We start from the raw sequence: 20885 nt of genomic DNA, 5'->3' as shown, positions 1-20885 counted from the left end.
CCCGGGAATGTGCGCCCTCAGGCCTTGAAAATCAACGACCCGAGCGGGTTTCGCGGTTGATCAGAGACTGCAAGCCACGGGTATCGACATTGTCAAAGGGGTGCCGCTTGATCAGGGTCGAGGTAACTTTCGAGGGCGGCGCGAAGAAGGTCGCGTTGCTGGCGCTCTGGAGCCGTTTGGTCGCGACAATCGGCACGTCGGCGCCGGGGATCGTGCCCAGATCGAAGGGCCGTGACGGCGGCAGGGGCGACGTCGATGGCAAGGGCGTACTGTTCTGCGGCGCTTCGGACCGGGGTGACGACGTGGTCACGACGGTGACAGCGCGCGGTGCTTCCTCGGGAACTGGCGCGGGGGCCGGACGGGGCGGCGGCGCATAGGCGACCGGCGTCGGAGTCGGTTCCGCCTGAGCAATCATCGTCGTCGGTGCCGCCGTCGGCATGCCCGGCAGGCTCGCCGGACGACCGTCGTCGGTGAGCGTCGCGATCAGGATTTGGTCGTCGGAACCGCCAAGACCGGCAGGACCGAGATAGTCCACCTTGACCTGGCCGGTGCCGGCGCGGCGGAAATCGAGGGCGTCGGCCACCCGTTTCGACACGTCCATGACGCGGCCGGCGTGGAACGGGCCGCGATCATTGACGCGCACGATGATGGAGCGGCCGTTGCGCGTATTGGTGACGCGGGCATAGCTCGGCAGCGGCATGGTCGGATGAGCGGCCGAAACCGAACTCATATCATAGACTTCGCCATTGGCGGTCTTGCGGCCGTGGAAAGCGTCGCCATACCACGAGGCCATGCCGACCTGGCTTTGGCCTGGCGCCATTTCGCGCGGCACATAGCGACGGCCGGCGATCGTATAGGCGCGGCCAACGAGATACTGTCCGCCGCCACGTGGCACCGCTTCTCCGTCGGCTACCACGCGGGCGCTGGCGCGACCATAGCGGCCTTCGGGGAAATATTCCTTGGTGGCACTGCGGCGCACGCCGCCGCCGGACGGCTGCTGGGCGCAACCGGCAATGGTCGCAGCGGCCAGGAGCAAGGCAAGGCCTGTCATACAACGTCCGGCGGAACGGCGGCCGGAGGTGCCTGCAGGCACAATGAAATCGTCGCCGCTCACGCGGTGCTTATCTGTCATCGGGCAGTACGCATCACTCGAAAGCCACAGCGGGCGTGCAAACCAATTGAAGCGAGTCCGGATAGTCCCGGTGATGATGGTAACGCCATCGCGCCATTGGTTCAAATACACCCGAGTGGGTTTATTGCCTGTTGAGGTTACAGAAGATTTAAATCGCAATGCCCCTAAATCCCCTGCGTCAGTCCTCTGCCCGATGGGCTGTTCAACCAAATCTCAGCTTCAGTATGTATATCCCGCGAATGTCCGGTGAAATAGGACGGAATTGCGGCTCACGGGGTGTCGCAGCGCTCAATTGTTGATGTTTTACTCCAATTTATCTTCATAACCATATGTAAAATATAATATTAACCTTGTTTATAGCCGATTGTATTTTTCCGGCTAAGCGCCTTGGTCTCGAACGGGAAAAGCCAGGTTGTCGCCCTGCTCTCTGTTCGGATCGGTCCTGACGGCTGATTCCCGAAATGCGTTCGCACATGCCGCAGTAATGGTCCCGCCAACGTATTTTCGCAGACAAAGCGGTCGTTTAGTCCGGCCATGGCGTGACACGACCAAAGGGAAGCTGTACCAGACCCGCGTCGACTAAGCCTCACACTCCACAACGCGCCCGGAATCTTAACCGGCGACCACGACATTCAAGGGATCGAGGGCGAAGGCTTTCCGGTCAACATGGATTCAACCACGGCTTTCATCATTGTCTCCGTGATGATGCTCGCGAACGGCAGCGTTCTCGGCCTGCTTCATCGCGATCTGCCGGTGAATCTGCGTCCCGCCGCATTAAGCTGGCAGGCCGGTACTCTGCTCGTCGCCTTCGGCTGCATTTTTTTCGCCTTCGAATGGCTGATGCCGCTGCCGCTAACAGTGACGGTCGCTAACAGCGCGTTCCTATTTGGCCTCGTCGCCTATGTGTGGGCGCTGCGCCGGTTCTACGGGTTGCAGCCAAAGCTCATCGATCTGGTGCCCGTGTTCATCGGAACCTTCACGGTGTTCTGGTTCTCGGCCATTCACCCAAATACCAAAATACGGATCATCGTCGTCGCGCTGGCTTGGATCTGGCTCATGGTGGCCGCGGTTCGGGTTTTGCTCGCCCATCGGGATACGGCCTCGAGCCGGAGAATGCTGACGGGCATTCTGATCGCCGCTGTCGGCTTCACCGTCGCGCGGATGCTCTTCTACATTTTCCTGCCGATGGAGTCGGATTTCAGGATCACCGACAATTCGAGCTGGATGAATCTGGCGACGCCTCTGTTCATGACCGTCCTGCCGGTGGTCGGCGCCACCGCCTTCGTCTTGATGTGTTCCGACCAGATCCGCCGCCAGTGGGAGCGTGCCGCCTCGACCGACTATCTGACCGGCCTTGCCAATCGCCGCACACTCACCGAAACCGGCGCCGGACAGTTCAAGCTGGCTGCGGAACGCAGCCGCAGGCTTGCGGTCGCCGTTCTGGACATCGACGCCTTCAAGACGATCAACGACACTTATGGTCACGAGTTCGGCGATAAGGCACTCGTCCATGTCGCCGGTCGCTTGCAGGCGGGAACCCGCAAGATCGATCTGGTCGCACGCTCCGGTGGCGAGGAATTCGTGGTTCTCCTCAACGATCTTGATCTGCGTGAGGCGGAGATGGCAGCCGAGCGCTTGCGCCTGTCTGTCGCCGCCGACCCGTTCAATTTCGCGGCCACGACCGTTCCAATCACCGTTTCCGTTGGCGTCGCCGTGCGCCAGTCCGACGACCGCAGCTTTGCCGACATCATGCGCCGCGCCGACAAGGCGCTCTATCGCGCCAAACAGGAAGGCCGAAACCGGGTCGAACTGGCGGCGTGAGCCTCATTTCAGCAGGCGCACGTCGAGCGTCGCGAGCCGTTGCGGATCGGCGATCGCCTCGATGCCGACGATACGTCCCTCCTCCACGGTAATCGCCAAAACGACCAGCAGCTTGCCCCTCGGCGCCACCAGAGCGCCGACGGTGCCATTGATGAGCGCGGGAAAGGCGCTGCGGGCGCGGCCCTTGAAGGCGGTGGCGACCTGTTGGGCGCCGCGCAGCTCGGCCACTGCATCGAGGCGCGCCGCGACAGGGTCGGCATGAAACGCGACGTCGGGAGCGAGCACGGCGAGCAGGCCGGCAAAATCGCCGCCGCGCGAGGCGGCTAAAAAGGCTTCGACGACTTGGCGCTGTCGCGTCCGGTCCGTCGTTCGAGATTCCTCGGTGCCTTGGACGCGGCGGCGGGCTCGACTCGCCAATTGCCGCGCGGCGACCGGTGAGCGCTGCACGATCGGCGCGATATCGTCGAAGGAAATGTCGAACATGTCGTGCAAGACGAAGGCGATGCGCTCGGCCGGCGCCAGCTTTTCCAGCACCACCATCAAGGCCAGCCCGACCGCATCGGCCATGGCCATTTCCTGATCCGGATCGACGCTGGCGCCGGACGCGGCCGGCTCTGGGCCGTCGTCGAAGGCTTCTTCCCGGCGCGCCTTGCGCTGGCGCAGCATGTCGAGACAGACCCGCGCCACCGCGGTGGTCAGCCAGCCGCCGAGATTGTCGACGTCGCCTGTATCGCTGCGGGCCAGCCGCAGCCAGGTCTCCTGCACCGCGTCTTCCGCCTCGGGCAGCGAACCCAGCATGCGATAGGCGACGGCGCGCAGATGGCCGCGCTTCTGGTCGAATTGCTGGGCGAGAAAATTTTCTTCCGTCATCGGTCACGTTTCCCTTGCCGGTTCCGTCAAGACCATGACGAACGACACCCGGCCGATGTGACAGACAGGCTGGGCACCGGCGTCAAGAGATTGAACTTTTGAGGAGAATTATCATGAAAGCACGCATGACCCATCCTGTTTTCGTGCTGCCCGATGCGATGCAGGCGATGCTCGCGCTCAGCAAGGCGACCCATCAGGAAGGCTTGCCGGAGGTGACTCGCGAACTCGTCCATCTGCGGGCCAGCCAGATCAACGGTTGCAGCGTTTGCGTTCATATGCACGCCCGCGAATTGAAAAAACTCGGCCAGAACGAAGACCGTATCTTCGCAGTTGCCGCCTGGCGCGACACGCCCTGGTTCAGCGATGCTGAACGCGCGGCGCTCGATCTTACCGAGGCCGTCACGCGCGTTGCCGACAAAGGCGATCCGGTGCCTGACGACATCTGGGCCGATGCGACGCGCCATTATGACGAAAGGGCGTTGTCGGCGCTGATCCTGACGATCGGCGTGATCAATGTCTGGAACCGGCTCAACGCTGCCGTGCGACAGGAAGCCGGCGCTCTTGGACATTGAAGTTGGATATTGAAGGATGTTGATCCGCTCTCCCGTTCCGGAGAGCGGATCAGCCCCTGTAGCGCAGTTTGTCGACCAGTAGCGCGAAAGCCGGCGAGGATTGCCGGCGGCTTGGGTAATAGAGGTGATAGCCCGGAAACGGCGGGCACCAGTCGTCAAGCACCGTGATAAGCCGTCCGGCCGCAAGTAGATTGTGGATATGATCTTCCGGCAGATAGGCCAGGCCTAGGCCGGCAAGCGCGGCATTCACGCGCAAGCCGATGTTGTTGAAGATCAATTGTCCGTCGACCCGCACTTTCAGTTCATGCCTGTCTTTTTCGAATTCCCAGACATAAATGCCGCCATAGGTCGGCAGGCGCAGATTGATGCAGTATCGCCATTGATGGCGGCGGCAAACTGCATCTCAACATCAGTGCGGTGAATGGCGATCATCTCGTGGCCGTCTTAAGCGAAAGCGTGTCGGACGATCATCTGGCCGAGCTGCGCCGTGATGGCATCTCCTACATTTTCGCCGGACGAACGCAGATCGATCTGGCGCGGGCGTTGAGCGTGCTCGCGGAGGAGTTCGGCATCGAGCGACTGCTGCTCGAAGGTGGCGGCGGGATCAATGGCAGTTTCCTGTCCGCCGGATTGATCGATGAAATCAGCCTGCTGATCATGCTGCTGGCCGATGGCACGATGAACGTTCCGACGACTTTCGATCGTGCGGCCGGCGCACCGCGCCGGTTAAGTCTTCAATCGGTCGAACGGTTGCCGGGCGATATGGTTCATCTGCGATATGATGTCGTCTAAGCTTCGGCGGGGTTTGTGCCTGCGGGCTGACGTAGCATTCTATTGGGCCAACATACCGGAAAGGTGCGGACGGTGGCGCAGGACGAAGGCCTGGCTGAACTGTTGCGGGAGGATCTCGCAAGCGTGCGAGGCTTGACGGAAAAAGCCATGTTCGGCGGACGAGCATGGCTGCTTCATGGCAACCTGCTCTGCGGCGCCCGCGATGACGGCATGCTGGCCCGGCTCGGCAAGGACAATGACGGCTGGGCGCTGGCGACGCCTGACATCGTACCAATGATCTCGCGCGGCAAGACGATGCACGGCTGGGTGCGCGCCGGCCCCGCCGCATTCGGCAATGACAAGTTGCGGCGAAGGCTGCTCGATGCAGCCCTCGCCTTTGTCACATCATTGCCGAAGAAATAGCTGTCGTTTTAGCCGCCTTTCACGTCGAGCTGGACGTCGACGTTGCCGCGCGTGGCATGCGAATAGGGACAGATTTTCTCATGCGCTTCGTTGGCAAGCGCGACCAGCTCGGCTTGCGGGAGCGACGGGTCTTCCACATGCAGTTTCACCGCGATGCCGAAGCCGCCACCGTCGCGCGGTCCGATCGAGACCTCAGCGGTGATCTTCGCCTTGGTGGCATCCTTCTTGTGCTGCTTGGCGACGAAGTCGAGCGCGCCACCAAAGCAAGCCGCATAGCCGGCGGCAAAGAGATGTTCAGGCGTCGTGGTGCCGGGCTTGCCCGGCCCGCCCATGGCCTTGGGAACGGACAGATCGGCGCTGACGGTGCCATCAGAGGCTTCGGTATGGCCGTTGCGTCCACCGGTCGCCGTCGCCACCGCCGTGAAAAGAGGCTTGATCGTGTCCATTGCTTACTCCTTGAGAAGGCCCCCAACAGGTCGTATCGGCCCGATTGTGCCCGTCGCTCCATGTGTCCGCAATCCCATGGAATTTCGATGACAAAAGCGAGTTTTGGCACTTAATCGATGGTTTCGAGCCGACTGAGGTCGATGGCCTGGGTCTCCCGCCCGGCGAGGGGCGATTTCTGGCCGCGGCCATATTGGCGCGGCGAGCAGCCCATGATTTTCTTGAAGGCGGTCGAGAAAGCGCTTTCGGATTCATAACCGAGAGACACGGCGATTTTGGCGACGGGATCGCCGGAGTGCAGCAACCTGTCTCCCGCCAGCAGCATGCGCCAGCGGGTCAGATAGTCCATCGGCGATGTCCCGACCTTTTGCTTGAATTTCTGGGCGAAGGTCGAGCGTGACATGCCGGCTAGGGGTGCCAGTTCCTGCAACGTCCAGGGGTGGGCCGGATCGGCGTGCATCGCCGTGATCACCGCGCTCATCTGCCGGTCCGCCAAGGCGAAGAGCCAGCCGACCCCGCCCTGCCCGTGTTCCGTCAGATGCAATCGCAAAGCCTGCAGTAAGATCATATGGGCGAGGTGTTGGATGACGAGGAACCCGCCGGCCTGCCGGTCATGCATCTCCTGCATCATCCGTTCGACGGACCAGCGCAAAGCCGATTGTTCCGCCGCGCTGCGGATATGCACGATCGGCGGCAGCATGCGCAGCAGAATGTCGGCATGATCGCCCGTGAGAGCGAAACGGCTGCTGACGAGCAGGAAGTCGCCGCCGCCATTGTAGGTGACGATGCTGCCGCTGCGCGCATTGGAGAAAATCCCGACGGCGTCCATGGGAGGCAAGTCGAGGTCCGTCGCCAAGCGGAAGGGTCGTCCGCTCGGCAGCAGGAAACAGTCTCCGGTTTCGAGAAGCACCGTGTCGGCCACGCCATCGACCCGCAGCCAGCACCGGCCGGAAACCACGGCACCGCATTTGATGGCGCGCTGCTGGTCGGGAAATTGGACCGACCAGGGGCCGGCGGCGTCGAAGCCGGCGGAAAGATAGCTGCGCGGCTTCAGCAGCGACAGCACATCTGAAAGAGGATCCATGGTCATTTCGGACGATCGCGAAAGTAACGCGGACGTTACAGCATGGAACGTATTATCGCCCCTCCCTAGCTTGAGGGCAACGGGCTCGATTGCCTCAAGCGAAGGACTATCCCATGCGTGTATTCGTCACCGGCGCGACCGGCTTCGTCGGTTCCGCCGTCATCCAGGAGCTGCTCTCGGCAGGCCACCAGGTTGTCGGGCTCGCCCGCACGGACGCGGCGGCCCGCTCTCTGACAGCCGCTGGCGCTCAGGTGCATCGCGGTGATCTTTACGATCCCGCCAGCCTGCGGGCGGGCGCAGCAGCATCGGACGGTGTGATCCATACCGCCTTCAACCATGATTTCCTCGCGCGAGATTTCGCAAGGTTCAAGGAGAATTGCGAGACGGAGCGCCATGCCATCGAAGCTCTCGGGTCGGCACTCCTCGGATCGGATCGTCCGTTGATCGTCACATCGGGAATTGGTGTCCTGCCGTCGAACCGGACGGTTACCGAGGATGATGGATTTCCGACCGGCCCCGATGCCAGCCCGCGCGTGGCGACGGAAGAAGCTGCGTCATCGTTGGCCTCACGCGGCGTGCGTGTCTCGGTCCTCCGTCTGCCACCATCCGTCCACGGCGATGGCGATCATGGTTTCGTTCCAATCCTCATTGGCATTGCCCGCCAGAAAGGTGTCTCAGCCTACATTGGCGATGGTGGCAACGTTTGGCCTGCGGTGCATCGGCTGGATGCGGCGCGTCTCTATAAGCTCGCCCTCGAGAAAAGCGTGGCAGGTGCCCGCTATCATGCGGTGGCCGAGGAAGGCGTGCCCTTTCGCGACATTGCCGAAGTCATCGGCCGGCGCCTGAACGTGCCGGTTGTCAGTAGGACGCGCGAAGAAGCTGCCGAGCATTTTAGTCGGTTCGCGCATTTCGCCGCGATCGACAACAAGGCTTCGAGCGAACGGACACGCGAGGCCACGGGATGGTTGCCGACGCAAGCGGGCTTGATCGCCGATGTCGATCGACCGCGCTACTTCGAAGCATGAGCTGCGATTAAACTTATCGCACCGAAAGCAAGCGAATCTGGAACTGGGATCGTGCAAACGAATTGAACAGATGTCCTCCGATCATTTGGATAGGATCGTTACGGGAGATCAGTCATGTCGTTTCGCACATCCGTTCTTTCTCTTGCTTTTGTTACCGTCGCATCCGCTGCTTTGGCGCAAACGGCCGTCGTGAAATCGGAATTCTTCTCGGCGCAACCGACCGATGTTCTCAGCAACAATCTCATTGGTCTCAACATCAACAACCAACAGAAAGAGAAGATCGGTGAGATCAAGGATTTGATTCTCTCCGATCATCAATTGAGAGGTTACATCGTTTCCGTGGGTGGCTTTCTTGGCCTTGGCGAACGCTATGTTGCCGTCAGCCCCACATCGATTCAGGTGACCTATATCGAGAACGACAAGAAATGGCAGGCAGTGATGAATGCCACGAAGGAAGAATTGAAATCAGCGCCCGAGTTCAAATATGAAGGCCGTTGGAAACGTTAATTGCGGCATTTCTAAATAAGAGAGGGGCTGTGTTTGGCGACACAGCCCCTCTTTTTGTCACGATCCTTCCTGCATCATGCGCGTCGCAACATGCGCCCCAGGGCGATGAGGATGCAGGCGCCGATGAAACCGGCGATCAGATAGCCGAGCCAGCCTGTCAGGATCACGCCCAGCAAACCTAGAAGAGCGTTCGCGAGCGCCGCGCCCACGATGCCGAGAATGATGTTCATGAGGACGCCCTGATTGCTCTTCATGAACATTTCAGCCAGCCACCCTGCAACGCCGCCGATGATGATCGCAGCGATCCATCCGACTTGTACTTCGTTCATTGTGAATCTCCCCAACTCTAGTGTTCGAAACGTTTCTTGTGCGATGAAAAAAGGACCTGCGAAGTGCAGGTCCTTTTTGTTTTCTCAGATCAGCTTATTTGCCGATCTTGGAGTACCAGGTTTCGATCTCTTTCTCCGCCTGCTCCTTGGTGTATCCGTAACGCTCCTGCAAACGGCCGAGAAACTCGGTCTGCTTGCCTTGAATGACATCAAGATCGTCGTTGGTGAGCTTGCCCCATTGCTGTTGGGCCTTGCCGCGAACCTGGTTCCAATTACCTTTGATCTGTTCCCAGTTCATGAGATATCTCCATTCGTGACCTGTATCAGTTCAACGATGTAGTACTGATAAAGTTCCCGCCGGTCGCGTCCTTATCGCCAAGTCTAGACCTCGGATGTCGGCGGCATATGCGGGAAATTGATAACGAAACGCGTGCCATGACCGCCGATCGTCGAAAGCCTGCCGCCCAATTGACTGAGAACCGAATTGATCAATCGCATGCCCAATCCGCGTCGCCTGCTGATGACGAAATTGTCAGGTAGGCCGATGCCATCGTCGGCAACGATAAGCTCCAGGCTGTGATCGCGTGCGATCAGGGAAACGGTGATGCGTCCATGCTTGTCGTTTGGAAAAGCATGTTTGTATGAATTGACCACAAGCTCCGTTACGATCAATCCGATCTTGGTGGCGTAATGGGAAGGAATCTTGATCGTCGCCACATCAGCTGTCAGAACTTCCACATTATCGGGCCGATTGGTCGCGAGTGCATTGCAGAGACCGGTCAAGAAAACCTTCATATCGATCTGTTCAAGATTGCCGATACGAAAGAGCTGCTCGTGAACGGAAGCAATCGCAAGAACCCGTTGAAGCGCTTCTTCAAGTGCGGTCGCGGCGGCGGGTTCCTGGACGTGACGCGCTTGAAAGCCGAGCATGCTGGCAACGATCTGGAGTGAATTCTTCACTCGGTGATCGACCTCGCGCATGAACACGTCGTTGCGCGCCAGAAGCTCTTCCTTTTCCGCCAGAAGCCGCTCGGCATTTTGCCTGGCTTGCCGCTCCTCTTCGATGGCTTTTCTTAAACTCCGTTCGGTCTCCTCGTACTGCGATTGCTTACGCGAATTGAGGTCTCGATTCTTCTCCATCCCACCTGCCCGATCGAAGATGCCGACCTGCGAACTGCCGACAGTATCGATGGGCGTCGTGGCATCAAATTCTTGAGACGGCTGTAGCCGCGATGCGATCCGATCCATTGCCTATTTCCTTCAACAGACATGAGGAGATCGAACCCCTGATTGCAGCAGGTACCGATGACTGGAACCTAGGCGACCGGAGCGGAATGGACCAGAGCCAGATGCATCAGGTCCATCTGATACATTTGCATCAGGATTTAGAAGGCTTTGAGCGGCCGGGATTTTTCTCTGGCGCGCCGACAAAACCACGTTCACGCGCCCACACCACCGCAGCCGTTCGGCTATGGACGTCAGCCTTGTTGTAGATGCGCGCCACGTGGTTGCGTACCGTGTTGCGCGTCAGCTTCAGTTTCCTGGTGATTTCCGCATCGCTGAGTCCCTGGCACATCAGCCCGAGCACCTCGAGTTCACGCGGGGTCATGGATGCCAATTCCGTGGACTGGACCTTGGTCCCTCGGCCAGGACGGCGCAGATTGGCGAGTTTTTCGATGACGGTCCGGCTGAACCAGGAGGTGTCCTTCATCACAGCCTCGAGGGCGGCGATCAACTCGACCTCGGTCTGCTTTCTCTCCGTGATGTCCTGAAAGACGATCAATACGCATTCTCGGCCCTGTATGGTCACGGCTTCAGCCGAAACCAGGCAATCCAGGATTTCCTCGTGCTTGGTGAGCGTTTGGGTTTCGACATTACGCAGGCTGCCGCTCTTGTCGATATCCCGTTCCAGGCTGTGCCGGGACGTCTCGGATGTCCATAAGGGCACTTCAGGCAAAGTTTTTCCGATCACCTCTTCTTCGACGAAACCGAATACGGAGAAGAAGGCATCGTTCGCATCGAGAATGCGCAGACCGTCATGGGCGGTCAGAACGGTCGGGACCGGTGTCAGGCGGAAGGATCGGGCAAAACGCTCCTCACTTTGCCGAAGGGCTTCCTCGGCTTTGCGACGAGGCTCCAGATCCATGAAGGTGAAAAGCATGCAGGCTTCTTCGCCGATCTCGATGGGCTGTCCGGCCACGATGACCAGTTTCGATCCGCCTGCGGGCAGACGAATGCTGGCTTCGGTTTGCGGAATGGTGCGCCCATCGCGCAGGGCGGCGATAGCCGTATCCTTCGTGGCGGCATTCTCCAGGACGTCGATCTCATAGACTGAGCGACCGATGACATCGTCGCGCGCATAGCCCAGCATCTCAAGGAAGCCCTGGTTGACCTTGACGTAGCGCAGATCGGCGAGACGGCAGATGATGGCCGGAGCCGGGTTGGTTCCGAACGTTTTTTCGAAACGTTCTTCCGCCGTGAAACGCTCTGTGACGTCCTCGATCACCAGAACATAGGATTCCGGCTTGCCCTTGCCATCCGCCAGCATGATGCCGCGCAATTGCTGGATGCTGCGCCAGCCCTCGTCGTCTTTGCGCGCGTCCTTTCTGGTGACCTCGACCACGACATCGTGAAAGACATCGCCCGCCAACAATCTGTCGATGGGATACTGGTTGTCGGCGACGACGTGGTTGTTGCGATATTTCAGCAGGAAGCGCTTGCGATAGTCGGCCGGCGTTTCGCCGAGATCGGCGAGGCCATCGACATTGTGAAGCGCAAGGGCCTTGTCATTGGCCCAAACGAGGCCGTCGCTTGGGTCAATCAGCAATATGCCTTCCCCAAGCCCCGAAATGATCTCCTGCAACTGACGACGATCTACCTGTTGCTGCAAAACAGCCTCATCCGGAACCTGGTTTGTCATTGACGCGTCTCGTTTGTGCCTACCCTAGTCTTGCAACAAACGAGGGTTATGCGAAACCAATGAAGCGACCCAGAGCGAAGTTCCGTCTTTTTCTGCGCGAATGCGTGGAAAAGGAAATAAATGATATAAATCAATCCATTGTTCCGCAGAGCAGTTAGGCGGCGCTGCGGGCTGCAGGCCCGTTCACGTCAAACAGACGTCGCCCGATGGCGTGAGCCACGTCGAGATGCGAGCGCGCAGCGCCCGACGCGTCTGTTGGCACAAGAAGTTCGGACGTTCGGACCGGTGCACCGCAATAGTCGAAAATGCCGTGATCAATCTGCGTGCGCATCGCGCCGAAATAACCGCGCCTGGCATAGGTGCGCAGGCTGGCGCCTCCAATGGCGACCAGATGAATCGGCAGATGGCTCAGCTTCTTTTCGACATCGCGATTGGAACTATCGTCATAGGCCCAGCCATTGGTGAAAACGCGATCGATCCATCCTTTTAGCAGTCCCGGCATCGACCACCAGTAGACGGGATAGACCAGGACGAGTGCATCGGCGCGCGCGATCCTTGCTTGTTCGGCAAGAACGTCAGCGGGCGGTGCCGCTTCCCTGAGATGAGCGGCGATATCGGCTGCCGAGAAGCTCGGATTGAACCCTTCAGTCGCCAGATCGGCGATTTCGAACGAATGGATGGGATCGGATGCGGATATGCCGGCGGCCACTTCGGCGGCGACGGCATGAGTCAGCGAGTTGGGTTTAGGGTGGGAAACAACGATAAGCGCGTGCATGTTTAGCCGTGGGATGGGTTGATTGGCGAAAACGATGATTATATACTTTTAGTAAGTTACTATTGGTATATTAAATGTCAAGCCCCACCACCAAACGATCCGCCCCACCCTCTCCTCGCCGTCGTTTGGCGCGGGACGACCGGCATCATCAGCTTTTAGAGGTGTCTTGGCGGTTGATCCGGACGGAAGGCACTGATGCGCTGACACTTGGCCGGTTGGCGGAGCAGGCTGGAGTGACCAAACCCCTCGTCTACGATCACTTTGGCACTCGCGACGGCCTTCTGGTGGCACTCTACCAGGATTATGATGTGCGTCAGACCGCGGTCATGGACAGCGCGCTTGCGGCCAGCAAATCGACCTTGAAAGATAAAGCGCGGGTCATCGCATCATCTTATGTCGACTGTGTGCTCCTGCAAGGGCGCGAAATGCCCGGTGTGCTGGCGGCGCTTGCCGGCTCGCCGGATCTCGAAAAGATCAAGCGCGATTATCATATCGCTTTCATCGAGAAGTGCCGCACGATCCTGGCGCCGTTTGCCGGCGCCAACGGCATTGCATCCGCCGCGCTCTGGGCCATGCTGGGTGCGGCCGAAGCTCTTTCTTATGCGGCTGCGTTGAAAGAGGTTACGCCGACGCAAGCAAAGGACGAGTTGTTTGCAACCATCGTCGCGATGGCGATGAGAAGCAGGTCTCCGAGAACATCCGAGTGTTAGGTTGGGCTTATGTCTTCTGATTCTGCTCCCCTGATCGTGCGGATCGCGGCCGCCGTCATTCGCGACGGGCAAGGCCGTTTCCTGTTGGTGCGTAAGCGTGGAACGACCGCGTTCATGCAAGCCGGCGGAAAGATCGAAAGCGGCGAAACATCCCTTACCGCGTTGCAGCGGGAGCTCTTGGAAGAACTTGGGTTGGCAGTCGAGGCCGGCGAAGCGAAATTTCTCGGGTGCTTCGAGGCCGACGCGGCGAACGAACCTGGACATAAGGTGCGGGCCGATTTGTTCGAGCTGTTTCTCGATGATCAGGTGGCGCCCGCCGCCGAGATTGAGGAGCTGATCTGGCTCAGTCCATCGGCACCCGAGATCCCTATCCTCGCACCGCTGACGCGCGACCATGTTCTGCGGCTGCCGCGCCAGACAAACGAGCACTGAAGAATTCACGCTCCAAAGTCATCGCGCGCATCGCACGCCGAAGGCGCAGGATACAGGCCCCGTCCTTCAAGCTTTGACGGTCGTGGCAAGGCGCAGGCTGGCGGCGGTGCCGAGCAGCAGGCAAATGCCGGCGAAGCCTGCCAGCGCCGGCCATCCTCCCGCCGACAGGAAGGTGCCTCCGATCGTGCCGCCGATGCTGGAGCCGAGGTAGTAGGCGAGCAGATAGAGCGAGGAGGCATGGCCCTTGGCCGTTGCCGCCAATCGGCCGATCCAGGAACTGGCCACCGAATGGGCGAAAAAGAAACCAATCGTCAGCAACACGATGCCGGCGATGATGGTCCAGAGGCTGCTGGTAACCGTCAGTGCGATCCCGGTCAGTGCGATGGCGAAGCCGATGGGCAGCACGCGGCGATGGCCGAGACGATCGGCCAAGACGCCCGCCGTCGAGGAAGCGGCAATGCCGAAGAGATAAGCCACGAAGATGAGGCCAATGGTCGAGGAGCTGAGCGCATAAGGCGGTGCCATCAGGTGGAAGCCGGCATAGTTGTAGATGGCGACGAAAGCGCCCATGGCCAGGAAGCCGATGGCAAACAACAGCAGCAGCCCGCGATCCGCCAGATGCGCCCGCCAGGCCTGCAGGTGATAGCGCGGATGAAATCTAGTCTGCCGCGTGAAATTGCGGGAAGCCGGCAGGAGGCAGACAAAGGCGATGGCGGCGATCAAGCCGGCGATGCCGATGACGAACATCGCCACATGCCAGGAGTACCAGTCGGCGAGCGTGCTTGCCCCGACCCGTCCGGCCATGCCGCCCAGCGCCGAGCCACCGATGTAAAGGCCCATCGAGAAACCCAGGTTGCCGCGATCCACCTCCTCGGCCAGATAGGCCATCGCCACCGCCGGCACGCCGCCGAGGACAAAGCCTTCCAGGGTTCGGCAGACGAGGAACAACGGCCAGTTCGGCATGGCGGCGGCCGCCGCATTGAGCAGCGCGGCACCGGCGATGGCGGCGAACATCAGGCTCTTGCGGCCGACGCTCTCCGACACTGCCGCCGCGCCGAGAATGGCGATCGCCAAGGATGCGGTCGACAGGGACAAAGCGAGCGAACTCGTTGCCGGGCTGATACCGAAGTCATGCGCGAAGATCGGCAGCAGGGATTGGGTGCAGTAGAGCAGCGAGAACGTGGCGAAACCCGCCAAGAAGAGGGCGCTGCTGATCCGCCGATAAGCGGCCGTCCCTCGCCGGGCTCCGCCCTGTGCGTCGAGCTTCGCCGGCGGGTTGGCCGGCTTTTGCCGGTCGCGGCGCCGGGGATGGACGGAGATATCGGAGATGTCAGCGCAAGTCATCGAACCACCTTTTCCTGCACGGAAATTGGTTTCGGCGACGTAATCTGTCCAATATATTGAACTGACAATTGTGATTGCTTTTGGAGATACCTCATGGAATTGCGGCATGTCCGTTATTTCCTGGCCGTCGCGGAAGAGCGCAATTTCACGCGCGCCGCGGCCAAACTGGGCGTCGGCCAGCCGCCGGTGAGCCAGCAGATCAAGGATCTGGAGGAAGAACTCGGCACGGCGCTCTTTCATCGTGTCCCGCACGGCGCGGAACTGACCCCGGCGGGCGAGGCCTTTCTGGTCGAGGCGCGCGGCATCGTCGCCGGCGCCGAGCGGGCCCGGTTCGCCGCGCAGCGCGCCCATCGCGGCCAAAGCGGCAGGCTGTCGGTGGGATTCACCGGCTCGGCCGCCTTCAATCCGATCGTCAATGCGGCGATCCGGCGCTTTCGTCAGCGCTGGCCGGATGTTCTCCTGACCCTGGAGGAGCTGAACACCATGGGCCTGCTGGAAGGGCTTGAGAGCGGCGAGTTGGATACGATCTTCGTGCGTCCGGGCCTCGACGACATCGAAAATGTGCGGCTCCATCGTCTGCCGGACGAGCCGATGGCGATTGCCTTGCCGGCCCGTCATCGGTTGGCGCGGTCACGTAGCCTGGCACTGAAAGCACTCGCGCGAGAGCCTTTCATCCTGTTTCCGCCGGCCGCTGGCCTCAGCCTCTCGCATGAGGTCATCGTCGCCTGTCGGTCGAACGGCTTTGATCCGATCGTCGGCCAGGTGGCGCCGCAAATCCCGTCAGCCCTCAGCCTGGTGGCCGCCGAACTCGGCGTTTCGATTGTGCCGGCCTCGATCACGCGATTGCGCGTCGAAGGCGTCACCTATCGCCCGATCGCCGGTGAGGCGCCGATCGCCCGTCTGGCGCTCGGCACCCGTCGCGACAGCAGCCAGATCGTGCTGCAAAATTTCATCCACGCACTGCGCGCGGCGAGTCAAGGCGGCGAGGCGTGACATCGCCGATCTGAGCGGACTTACCGGCGCAATAGCCGAGACAGGCCATGACGCCGCAGAGCGCCAGGCAAAGGCTCAGCGGAACGAACCAACCGCCGGAGACGTCGTGCACCAGCCCGAACAGCGGCGGCGCGAAGGCGGCGATCGTATAGCCGATGCATTGGGCCATGCCGGACAAAGCGCTTGCCTGGCGCACATCGGCCGCCCGCAGGCTGACGAAGGACAAAGCCAGAATGAAGGTCGCACCGGCGCCGAAGCCAAACAGCGCCGACCAAATCCAGGCCAGGCGTGGTGCCAGCAGGAGGCCGAGCAGAGACATGGCGATGATGAGCGACGTGCCGAAGGCAAGGCGCCGTTGATCCTTCAGACGATGGATCAAGGGCATCAGCACCAGACCCGGCAAAGCCGTGGCGAGCTGCGACACGCCATGGAGCGATCCCGCCGTCTGTGGTGAGTAACCCGCCTCGATCAGGATCGCCGGCAGCCACGTCACCACGACATAATAGACGAACGAATTGGCGCCGAAGAAGAATGTGACCTGCCAGGCCAGCGGCGAATGCCAGATGCGGCCGCTGCGCTCTGGTGTCGGCGTATCGGCGGTCGGCACGCTGCGGTCGATCAGTTGCGGCGCCCAGACGACCAAAGCGAGAAGCGGCAGAACGATGAACGAGCCAAGCGCCCCGCTCCACCCCAACGCGGGAAGCGTCGCAAGCGGCACGACCACGGCGGAGGCCAACCCGGCGGCAACGCCGGCCACCACCGCATAGGTGCCCGTCAGAGTCGCGATGCGATCGGGAAAGTCGCGCTTGAGCAAGGCCGGCAGCAGGACATTGCCGATGGCGATGCCAATGCCGATGAGCGCCGAGCCCGCGAACAGCGCCCAGGTCGGCCCTAGCGAACGCGTCACGATGCCGATCGCGACCACGACCAGCGCGATGAACAGGCTGCGCTCCAGGCCGCAGGCGCGGGCCAGCAGAACGCCGACGGGTGAGGCGAAGGCGAAAGCCAGTAGCGGCAGTGTCGTCAGGATGCCGACATGAAACGTATTGAGCGCGAAGACGTCGCGGATCGTGCCGAGCAACGGCGCGACGCCGGTGATCGGTGCGCGCAGATTGGCCGCGATCAGCAGGATGCCCGCGAGGAGCAGGAGGGGATGAGAAAGGCCGAGGGGCTGTTTGGTCTGCATCATGGCACCGGGGTAAGCGAAGATGGCCCTCCATAGCCCGCTGGCCCCTTTCCTGAATTGCGATATTTTGACAATATATCTCTAAATTTGGCCAAATCCGGATCCTCAGGCTTGCCCATGAAGCCCTATCGCGTCGCCACAGATGATTTCGATCCCGACACTTCCGACCGTCCGGCCGTTGCCATGCATCTGGATTGGGCGAATTACGAAGTGGAGGTGCCGAGCCACAAACATCGCAAAGGCCAGTTGATCTTGGCGCTGCGCGGCGCCGTCACCTGCATGGCGGCGGGCGGCATCTGGATCGTTCCGCCACACTGCGGTGTCTGGGTGCCGGGCGGCATCACCCATAGCAATCGCGCCACCAGCAATGCCAGGCTTTCCGCCCTCTTCGTCGAACCGGACGCCGCCGCCCTGCCCGATCATTGCTGCACGCTGTCGATCTCGCCGATGATCCGCGAAATGATCGGGCGCCTGGCCGATTCATCCATCGACTATAGGCCGGACAGTCACACGTTCAGGCTGGTGCGCGTGCTGCTCGACGAGCTGGCTTTGATGCCGGAAGAACAGTTCAATCTGCCGGTGTCGGATCATCCGAAAATCCGCCAGATCGCCAAGGCGCTCACCACGAACCCGGCCGATCGCTGCACGTTGGCCGACTGGGCCGCGCGCGTGGCGCTCAGCGAACGGTCGCTGACGCGGCTCATGATTCAGGAAACCGGTCTGACCTTCGGGCGCTGGCGACAGCAATTGCAGCTTATCGTGGCGCTGCGCGAACTCGCCGGCGGCGCGGCGGTGCAGCAGGTGTCGGACACATTAGGCTATGAATCCGTCACCGCCTTCATCTTGATGTTTAAGAAGGCGCTGGGCCAGACACCGGCGCGGTATTTCGCCAAGCGGCCGTTGTGATGGATGGCGGCGTACGTCAATTGCGCAAGATTTTTTCCATCGTCTTCCCCTTGGCCAATTCATCGATCAGCTTATCCAGGTAGCGAATTTCGCGCATGATCGGCTCCTCGATGGCTTCGACCCGGATACCGCAGATCACGCCTTTGATCTGGGACCGCGACGGATTCAACCGAGGGGCGTTGGTGAAGAAGTCCTCGAAGCCGGTCTTCTTTCCCAGTTCGGCGTCCAGCGCTTTTTGACTGTAGCCAGTCAGCCAGCGGATGATTTCGTCCACCTCGGCTTTGGTGCGTCCCTTCTTCTCCGCCTTGGCAATGTAGTGCGGATAAACGCTGGCGACGCTCATGGAATAGATGCGATGCTTCGTCATTGCGCCTCCTCGCTTGTGGTCACAGCCTAGCGTCCCTCGCTGTTCCGGTGCAGGCACACTGCCCATACCAACGAAGACCATGCTGGCGGTACGATGAGTCACTTGCAACGCGTTGTCCTGAAGCTATCTGTTCGGCACTCTATGCCATTGCTTCCCCGCGTTACGCCGAAGCTATCCGTTCTCCAGCTATTACCGCGGTTGTCACGGGTGATGCCGACGTTGTTGGTGCGATAGCTGGTGCCATTGCTGCCTCGGGTTATGCCTACGATATCGGTTCGCCACGAGTTACCACGATTGTCGCGCGTGATGCCGACATTGTTGGTGTGATAGGTCGTGCCGTTGCTACATCGCGTTATCCCGACGTTATCTGTTCGACACGTTAATCCCTTGGCCAAAGTGGGCACTGCCGAAAACGCCAAGATCGCTAACGCGCCAATCAATCGCATGAACGCCCCCCATGTCGGATCTCATCCATTAGCGCCAAATCTTTTCAGCACCAATCTTTGCATCGTCCAGCGATTGACTTATAGCGTGAAGTTTCCGAACCCCTCAGTCAAATCGAACTCGCCTGTCAGGCGGACCAGCGGTCCCAGCCGAGCATCGCTGCGCGCGCCACAGCTTCCAGTGTGTCGCGATTGGCGCCGTCGCGTGCCAGCACGGACATCCCGGTCTGAACGCTGAGATAGAAGGCGGCCGCATCTTCCACCGCGAAATGCGTGGGCAATTCGCCTTCGGCCACCGCACGCGCCAGCCGATCGGTGATCTGGCGCAGATTCTCGCGGCGGCGGGTGCGCAGTTCACAATGCGCGGCATTGCCGTCGCCGAGATGGTATTGGGCGCCCAATACGATCAGGCAGCCAGGCGGATCACCCGGGATCGAATAGGCTCTGGCCGTTGCCAGCAAGAAGCGTTCGATTGCCTCGCGTGCGCTCGGGGTCTCCTCAAGCGCACGCCAGATATCGACGCCATGATGCTCGGAGTAATGCGCCACCGCCTCGCGGAACAGCGCGTCCTTGCTGCCGAAGGCCGCATAGAGGCTGGGTGCGTTGATTCCCATGACCTGGGTCAGCTCAGCCAGCGAAGCGCCGCCATAGCCCTTGCTCCAGAACAGACGCATCGCCTGTTCAAGCGCATGCGTGCGGTCGAAACCGCGCGGCCGGCCGCGTTCAGTCATGAGGACCTCTTTTCTGTAGTGAACACTATATATTTTATTGACCCGATTTGCCAAGCGCTCCATATTTGTATCAATCACTACAAATATGGAGATTGTGATGACACGGTTGACGGGTAAGCGCGCGCTGGTGACGGGCGGAAGTCGGGGCATTGGCGCGGCGATCGCGCGCCGGCTGGCGGCCGAGGGTGCGGACGTTGCCATTACTTACGCCGCATCGGCGGACGCCGCCGGCGAGGTCGTGGGCGAAATCGAACGGCAAGGCCGCAAAGCCTTGGCGATCGCCGCCGACAATCGCGATGCAAAGGCGATCGAGGCTGCCGTCGAACAGGCGGCTCGTATGCTCGGCGGGATCGACATTCTCGTCAACAACGCCGGCATCTTCATCGCAGCGCCCGTCAACGCGCTGACATTGGAGGATTTTGACGCGACCATCGCGGTGAATTTGCGTGCGGCCTATATCGCGGTGCGCGCGGTGCTGCCGCACATGGGCGACGGCGGCCGGATCATCGGGATCGGCAGCAATCTCGCGCTCCAAGCGCCACAGGAAGGGCTGGCCGCCTATTCAGCCAGCAAGGCTGGCCTAACGATGATGGGCCAGGCTCTGGCGCGCGACCTCGCACCACGCGGGATCACTGTGAACACGGTCCATCCCGGATCGACCGATACGGACATGAATCCGGCAGCCGGTGCCCATGCCCCGGATCAGGTCGCGCGCACCGCCTCTAAACGCTTCGGCAGGCCCGACGACATCGCCGCCGCCGTCGCCTATCTCGCAGCGCCTGAGGCCGGCTCGGTCACAGGCACCGCAATCCTGGTCGACAACGGCGCCAACGCTTGAAGGTGGCGGCCGCGCTGTTGAGCTTCGGCGCGGCCGTCGCACTGGATCGACAGTTGTCGATGATCTGCGTCATAAGGCACGGACGAGAGCAAGATGCTGCGCGGGTTAATGGCGGAAGGAGTGAGATTCGAACTCACGGTGAGCTTGCACCCACGGCGGTTTTCAAGACCGCTGCCTTAAACCACTCGGCCATCCTTCCAAGCACCTGATCGCGTTCGTTTTTGGGGCAAACAGGCGGGCTGCCGCCCGCCACGGTCATTCA

24 protein-coding genes, 1 tRNA gene and 1 pseudogene are annotated in these 20885 nt (G+C 60.8%); 11 read left to right on the top strand and 15 right to left on the bottom strand.

Translation table 11 applies throughout. From position 1 onward, the window contains the following. Positions 1-31: 31 nt before the first annotated feature. Positions 32-1051: a septal ring lytic transglycosylase RlpA family protein gene (locus OIM99_RS15150; RefSeq protein ID WP_311851257.1), complete on the bottom strand. Its 1020-nt coding sequence runs from the start codon at positions 1049-1051 to the stop codon at positions 32-34. A 747-nt stretch (positions 1052-1798) separates the two neighbouring features. On the opposite strand from OIM99_RS15150, the gene OIM99_RS15145 reads away from it, so the two are divergent. After that, positions 1799-2953 (top strand): GGDEF domain-containing protein, encoded by a 1155-nt coding sequence (locus tag OIM99_RS15145; RefSeq protein WP_311851256.1) that lies wholly within the window; start codon positions 1799-1801, stop codon positions 2951-2953. Between the two features lie 3 nt (positions 2954-2956). On the opposite strand, the gene OIM99_RS15140 is transcribed toward OIM99_RS15145, so the two are convergent. After that, positions 2957-3823: a sigma-70 family RNA polymerase sigma factor gene (locus OIM99_RS15140; protein WP_311851255.1), complete on the bottom strand. Its 867-nt coding sequence runs from the start codon at positions 3821-3823 to the stop codon at positions 2957-2959. Positions 3824-3936: 113 nt separating this feature from the next. Here OIM99_RS15140 and OIM99_RS15135 point away from each other — a divergent pair, with 113 nt between their 5' ends. Continuing rightward, on the top strand, positions 3937-4395 hold the full coding sequence (locus tag OIM99_RS15135; protein ID WP_311851254.1) for a carboxymuconolactone decarboxylase family protein: 459 nt from the start codon (positions 3937-3939) through the stop codon (positions 4393-4395). Between the two features lie 49 nt (positions 4396-4444). Here OIM99_RS15135 and OIM99_RS15130 read toward each other — a convergent pair. Then, positions 4445-4765: pseudogene (locus OIM99_RS15130) on the bottom strand (LysR substrate-binding domain-containing protein); the annotation flags it as partial. Positions 4766-4830: 65 nt separating this feature from the next. On the opposite strand from OIM99_RS15130, the gene OIM99_RS15125 reads away from it, so the two are divergent. Continuing rightward, a complete protein-coding gene (locus tag OIM99_RS15125) occupies positions 4831-5187 on the top strand; it encodes a dihydrofolate reductase family protein (RefSeq protein WP_311851253.1) in 357 nt (118 codons plus the stop codon). Positions 5188-5259: 72 nt separating this feature from the next. Beyond that, entirely contained in the window at positions 5260-5589 is a 330-nt protein-coding gene (locus OIM99_RS15120) for a TfoX/Sxy family protein (protein ID WP_311851252.1), read from the top strand. Between the two features lie 8 nt (positions 5590-5597). On the opposite strand, the gene OIM99_RS15115 is transcribed toward OIM99_RS15120, so the two are convergent. Together OIM99_RS15115 and OIM99_RS15110 are read right to left on the bottom strand one after the other, a co-directional pair. Then, positions 5598-6035: an organic hydroperoxide resistance protein gene (locus OIM99_RS15115; protein WP_311851251.1), complete on the bottom strand. Its 438-nt coding sequence runs from the start codon at positions 6033-6035 to the stop codon at positions 5598-5600. A gap of 110 nt (positions 6036-6145) precedes the next feature. Next, complete coding sequence (locus OIM99_RS15110) at positions 6146-7117, bottom strand: AraC family transcriptional regulator (protein WP_311851250.1); 972 nt, start codon at positions 7115-7117, stop codon at positions 6146-6148. Between the two features lie 113 nt (positions 7118-7230). On the opposite strand from OIM99_RS15110, the gene OIM99_RS15105 reads away from it, so the two are divergent. Both OIM99_RS15105 and OIM99_RS15100 read left to right on the top strand, forming a co-directional pair. Continuing rightward, positions 7231-8142 (top strand): SDR family oxidoreductase, encoded by a 912-nt coding sequence (locus OIM99_RS15105; protein WP_311851249.1) that lies wholly within the window; start codon positions 7231-7233, stop codon positions 8140-8142. A 114-nt stretch (positions 8143-8256) separates the two neighbouring features. Next, complete coding sequence (locus OIM99_RS15100) at positions 8257-8649, top strand: PRC-barrel domain-containing protein (protein ID WP_311851248.1); 393 nt, start codon at positions 8257-8259, stop codon at positions 8647-8649. Between the two features lie 74 nt (positions 8650-8723). Here the strand turns inward: OIM99_RS15100 and OIM99_RS15095 are convergent, their stop codons facing one another. From OIM99_RS15095 to OIM99_RS15075, 5 genes are all read right to left on the bottom strand, one after another. Then, complete coding sequence (locus tag OIM99_RS15095) at positions 8724-8978, bottom strand: GlsB/YeaQ/YmgE family stress response membrane protein (protein ID WP_311851247.1); 255 nt, start codon at positions 8976-8978, stop codon at positions 8724-8726. Between the two features lie 94 nt (positions 8979-9072). Continuing rightward, complete coding sequence (locus OIM99_RS15090) at positions 9073-9276, bottom strand: CsbD family protein (protein WP_311851246.1); 204 nt, start codon at positions 9274-9276, stop codon at positions 9073-9075. 83 nt (positions 9277-9359) lie between these two features. Then, the gene (locus tag OIM99_RS15085; RefSeq protein ID WP_311851245.1) at positions 9360-10226 is read right to left on the bottom strand and encodes a sensor histidine kinase; all 867 of its coding nucleotides are present in this window, start codon (positions 10224-10226) and stop codon (positions 9360-9362) included. Positions 10227-10356: 130 nt separating this feature from the next. After that, entirely contained in the window at positions 10357-11898 is a 1542-nt protein-coding gene (locus tag OIM99_RS15080) for a helix-turn-helix transcriptional regulator (protein WP_311851244.1), read from the bottom strand. A gap of 154 nt (positions 11899-12052) precedes the next feature. Beyond that, entirely contained in the window at positions 12053-12673 is a 621-nt protein-coding gene (locus tag OIM99_RS15075; protein ID WP_311851243.1) for an NAD(P)H-dependent oxidoreductase, read from the bottom strand. A gap of 74 nt (positions 12674-12747) precedes the next feature. Between OIM99_RS15075 and OIM99_RS15070 the strand changes: the two genes are divergently transcribed. Next, positions 12748-13383 (top strand): TetR/AcrR family transcriptional regulator, encoded by a 636-nt coding sequence (locus tag OIM99_RS15070; RefSeq protein ID WP_311851242.1) that lies wholly within the window; start codon positions 12748-12750, stop codon positions 13381-13383. Between the two features lie 9 nt (positions 13384-13392). Next, entirely contained in the window at positions 13393-13815 is a 423-nt protein-coding gene (locus tag OIM99_RS15065; protein WP_311851241.1) for an NUDIX domain-containing protein, read from the top strand. A 66-nt stretch (positions 13816-13881) separates the two neighbouring features. Here OIM99_RS15065 and OIM99_RS15060 read toward each other — a convergent pair whose 3' ends face one another. Next, positions 13882-15159: an MFS transporter gene (locus OIM99_RS15060; protein ID WP_311851240.1), complete on the bottom strand. Its 1278-nt coding sequence runs from the start codon at positions 15157-15159 to the stop codon at positions 13882-13884. Between the two features lie 93 nt (positions 15160-15252). Between OIM99_RS15060 and OIM99_RS15055 the strand changes: the two genes are divergently transcribed. Then, the gene (locus OIM99_RS15055; RefSeq protein WP_311851239.1) at positions 15253-16152 is read left to right on the top strand and encodes a LysR family transcriptional regulator; all 900 of its coding nucleotides are present in this window, start codon (positions 15253-15255) and stop codon (positions 16150-16152) included. On the opposite strand, the gene OIM99_RS15050 is transcribed toward OIM99_RS15055, so the two are convergent. Further along, complete coding sequence (locus OIM99_RS15050; protein WP_311851238.1) at positions 16109-17338, bottom strand: MFS transporter; 1230 nt, start codon at positions 17336-17338, stop codon at positions 16109-16111. The genes OIM99_RS15055 and OIM99_RS15050 overlap by 44 nt on opposite strands. 117 nt (positions 17339-17455) lie before the next feature. Between OIM99_RS15050 and OIM99_RS15045 the strand changes: the two genes are divergently transcribed. Next, complete coding sequence (locus tag OIM99_RS15045; protein WP_311851237.1) at positions 17456-18244, top strand: helix-turn-helix transcriptional regulator; 789 nt, start codon at positions 17456-17458, stop codon at positions 18242-18244. A gap of 16 nt (positions 18245-18260) precedes the next feature. Here the strand turns inward: OIM99_RS15045 and OIM99_RS15040 are convergent, their stop codons facing one another. Together OIM99_RS15040 and OIM99_RS15035 are read right to left on the bottom strand one after the other, a co-directional pair. Further along, the gene (locus tag OIM99_RS15040) at positions 18261-18611 is read right to left on the bottom strand and encodes a DUF2200 domain-containing protein (protein WP_311851236.1); all 351 of its coding nucleotides are present in this window, start codon (positions 18609-18611) and stop codon (positions 18261-18263) included. A 571-nt stretch (positions 18612-19182) separates the two neighbouring features. Continuing rightward, complete coding sequence (locus tag OIM99_RS15035; RefSeq protein ID WP_311851235.1) at positions 19183-19785, bottom strand: TetR/AcrR family transcriptional regulator; 603 nt, start codon at positions 19783-19785, stop codon at positions 19183-19185. Positions 19786-19882: 97 nt separating this feature from the next. On the opposite strand from OIM99_RS15035, the gene OIM99_RS15030 reads away from it, so the two are divergent. Beyond that, a complete protein-coding gene (locus tag OIM99_RS15030) occupies positions 19883-20623 on the top strand; it encodes an SDR family NAD(P)-dependent oxidoreductase (RefSeq protein ID WP_311851234.1) in 741 nt (246 codons plus the stop codon). A 109-nt stretch (positions 20624-20732) separates the two neighbouring features. Here the strand turns inward: OIM99_RS15030 and OIM99_RS15025 are convergent. Then, positions 20733-20822 (bottom strand) — tRNA-Ser (locus tag OIM99_RS15025). Positions 20823-20885 lie beyond the last annotated feature (63 nt).

Source organism: Methylocella sp. CPCC 101449 (assembly GCF_031921685.1).
Classification (GTDB): Bacteria; Pseudomonadota; Alphaproteobacteria; order Rhizobiales; family Beijerinckiaceae; genus Terripilifer.
This window is presented reverse-complemented; position numbering and strand designations above follow the sequence as displayed.

Coding starts and splice junctions, on each gene's coding strand:
- OIM99_RS15085 (WP_311851245.1), bottom strand. CDS start 10,226: ATGGATCGGATCGCATCGCGGCTACAGCCGTCTCAAGAATTTGATGCC.
- OIM99_RS15050 (WP_311851238.1), bottom strand. CDS start 17,338: ATGCAGACCAAACAGCCCCTCGGCCTTTCTCATCCCCTCCTGCTCCTC.
- OIM99_RS15150 (WP_311851257.1), bottom strand. CDS start 1,051: ATGACAGGCCTTGCCTTGCTCCTGGCCGCTGCGACCATTGCCGGTTGC.
- OIM99_RS15090 (WP_311851246.1), bottom strand. CDS start 9,276: ATGAACTGGGAACAGATCAAAGGTAATTGGAACCAGGTTCGCGGCAAG.
- OIM99_RS15135 (WP_311851254.1), top strand. CDS start 3,937: ATGAAAGCACGCATGACCCATCCTGTTTTCGTGCTGCCCGATGCGATG.
- OIM99_RS15045 (WP_311851237.1), top strand. CDS start 17,456: ATGAAGCCCTATCGCGTCGCCACAGATGATTTCGATCCCGACACTTCC.
- OIM99_RS15110 (WP_311851250.1), bottom strand. CDS start 7,117: ATGGATCCTCTTTCAGATGTGCTGTCGCTGCTGAAGCCGCGCAGCTAT.
- OIM99_RS15030 (WP_311851234.1), top strand. CDS start 19,883: ATGACACGGTTGACGGGTAAGCGCGCGCTGGTGACGGGCGGAAGTCGG.
- OIM99_RS15065 (WP_311851241.1), top strand. CDS start 13,393: ATGTCTTCTGATTCTGCTCCCCTGATCGTGCGGATCGCGGCCGCCGTC.
- OIM99_RS15105 (WP_311851249.1), top strand. CDS start 7,231: ATGCGTGTATTCGTCACCGGCGCGACCGGCTTCGTCGGTTCCGCCGTC.
- OIM99_RS15140 (WP_311851255.1), bottom strand. CDS start 3,823: ATGACGGAAGAAAATTTTCTCGCCCAGCAATTCGACCAGAAGCGCGGC.
- OIM99_RS15055 (WP_311851239.1), top strand. CDS start 15,253: ATGGAATTGCGGCATGTCCGTTATTTCCTGGCCGTCGCGGAAGAGCGC.
- OIM99_RS15040 (WP_311851236.1), bottom strand. CDS start 18,611: ATGACGAAGCATCGCATCTATTCCATGAGCGTCGCCAGCGTTTATCCG.
- OIM99_RS15060 (WP_311851240.1), bottom strand. CDS start 15,159: ATGACTTGCGCTGACATCTCCGATATCTCCGTCCATCCCCGGCGCCGC.
- OIM99_RS15080 (WP_311851244.1), bottom strand. CDS start 11,898: ATGACAAACCAGGTTCCGGATGAGGCTGTTTTGCAGCAACAGGTAGAT.
- OIM99_RS15070 (WP_311851242.1), top strand. CDS start 12,748: ATGTCAAGCCCCACCACCAAACGATCCGCCCCACCCTCTCCTCGCCGT.
- OIM99_RS15100 (WP_311851248.1), top strand. CDS start 8,257: ATGTCGTTTCGCACATCCGTTCTTTCTCTTGCTTTTGTTACCGTCGCA.
- OIM99_RS15115 (WP_311851251.1), bottom strand. CDS start 6,035: ATGGACACGATCAAGCCTCTTTTCACGGCGGTGGCGACGGCGACCGGT.
- OIM99_RS15035 (WP_311851235.1), bottom strand. CDS start 19,785: ATGACTGAACGCGGCCGGCCGCGCGGTTTCGACCGCACGCATGCGCTT.
- OIM99_RS15075 (WP_311851243.1), bottom strand. CDS start 12,673: ATGCACGCGCTTATCGTTGTTTCCCACCCTAAACCCAACTCGCTGACT.
- OIM99_RS15095 (WP_311851247.1), bottom strand. CDS start 8,978: ATGAACGAAGTACAAGTCGGATGGATCGCTGCGATCATCATCGGCGGC.
- OIM99_RS15145 (WP_311851256.1), top strand. CDS start 1,799: ATGGATTCAACCACGGCTTTCATCATTGTCTCCGTGATGATGCTCGCG.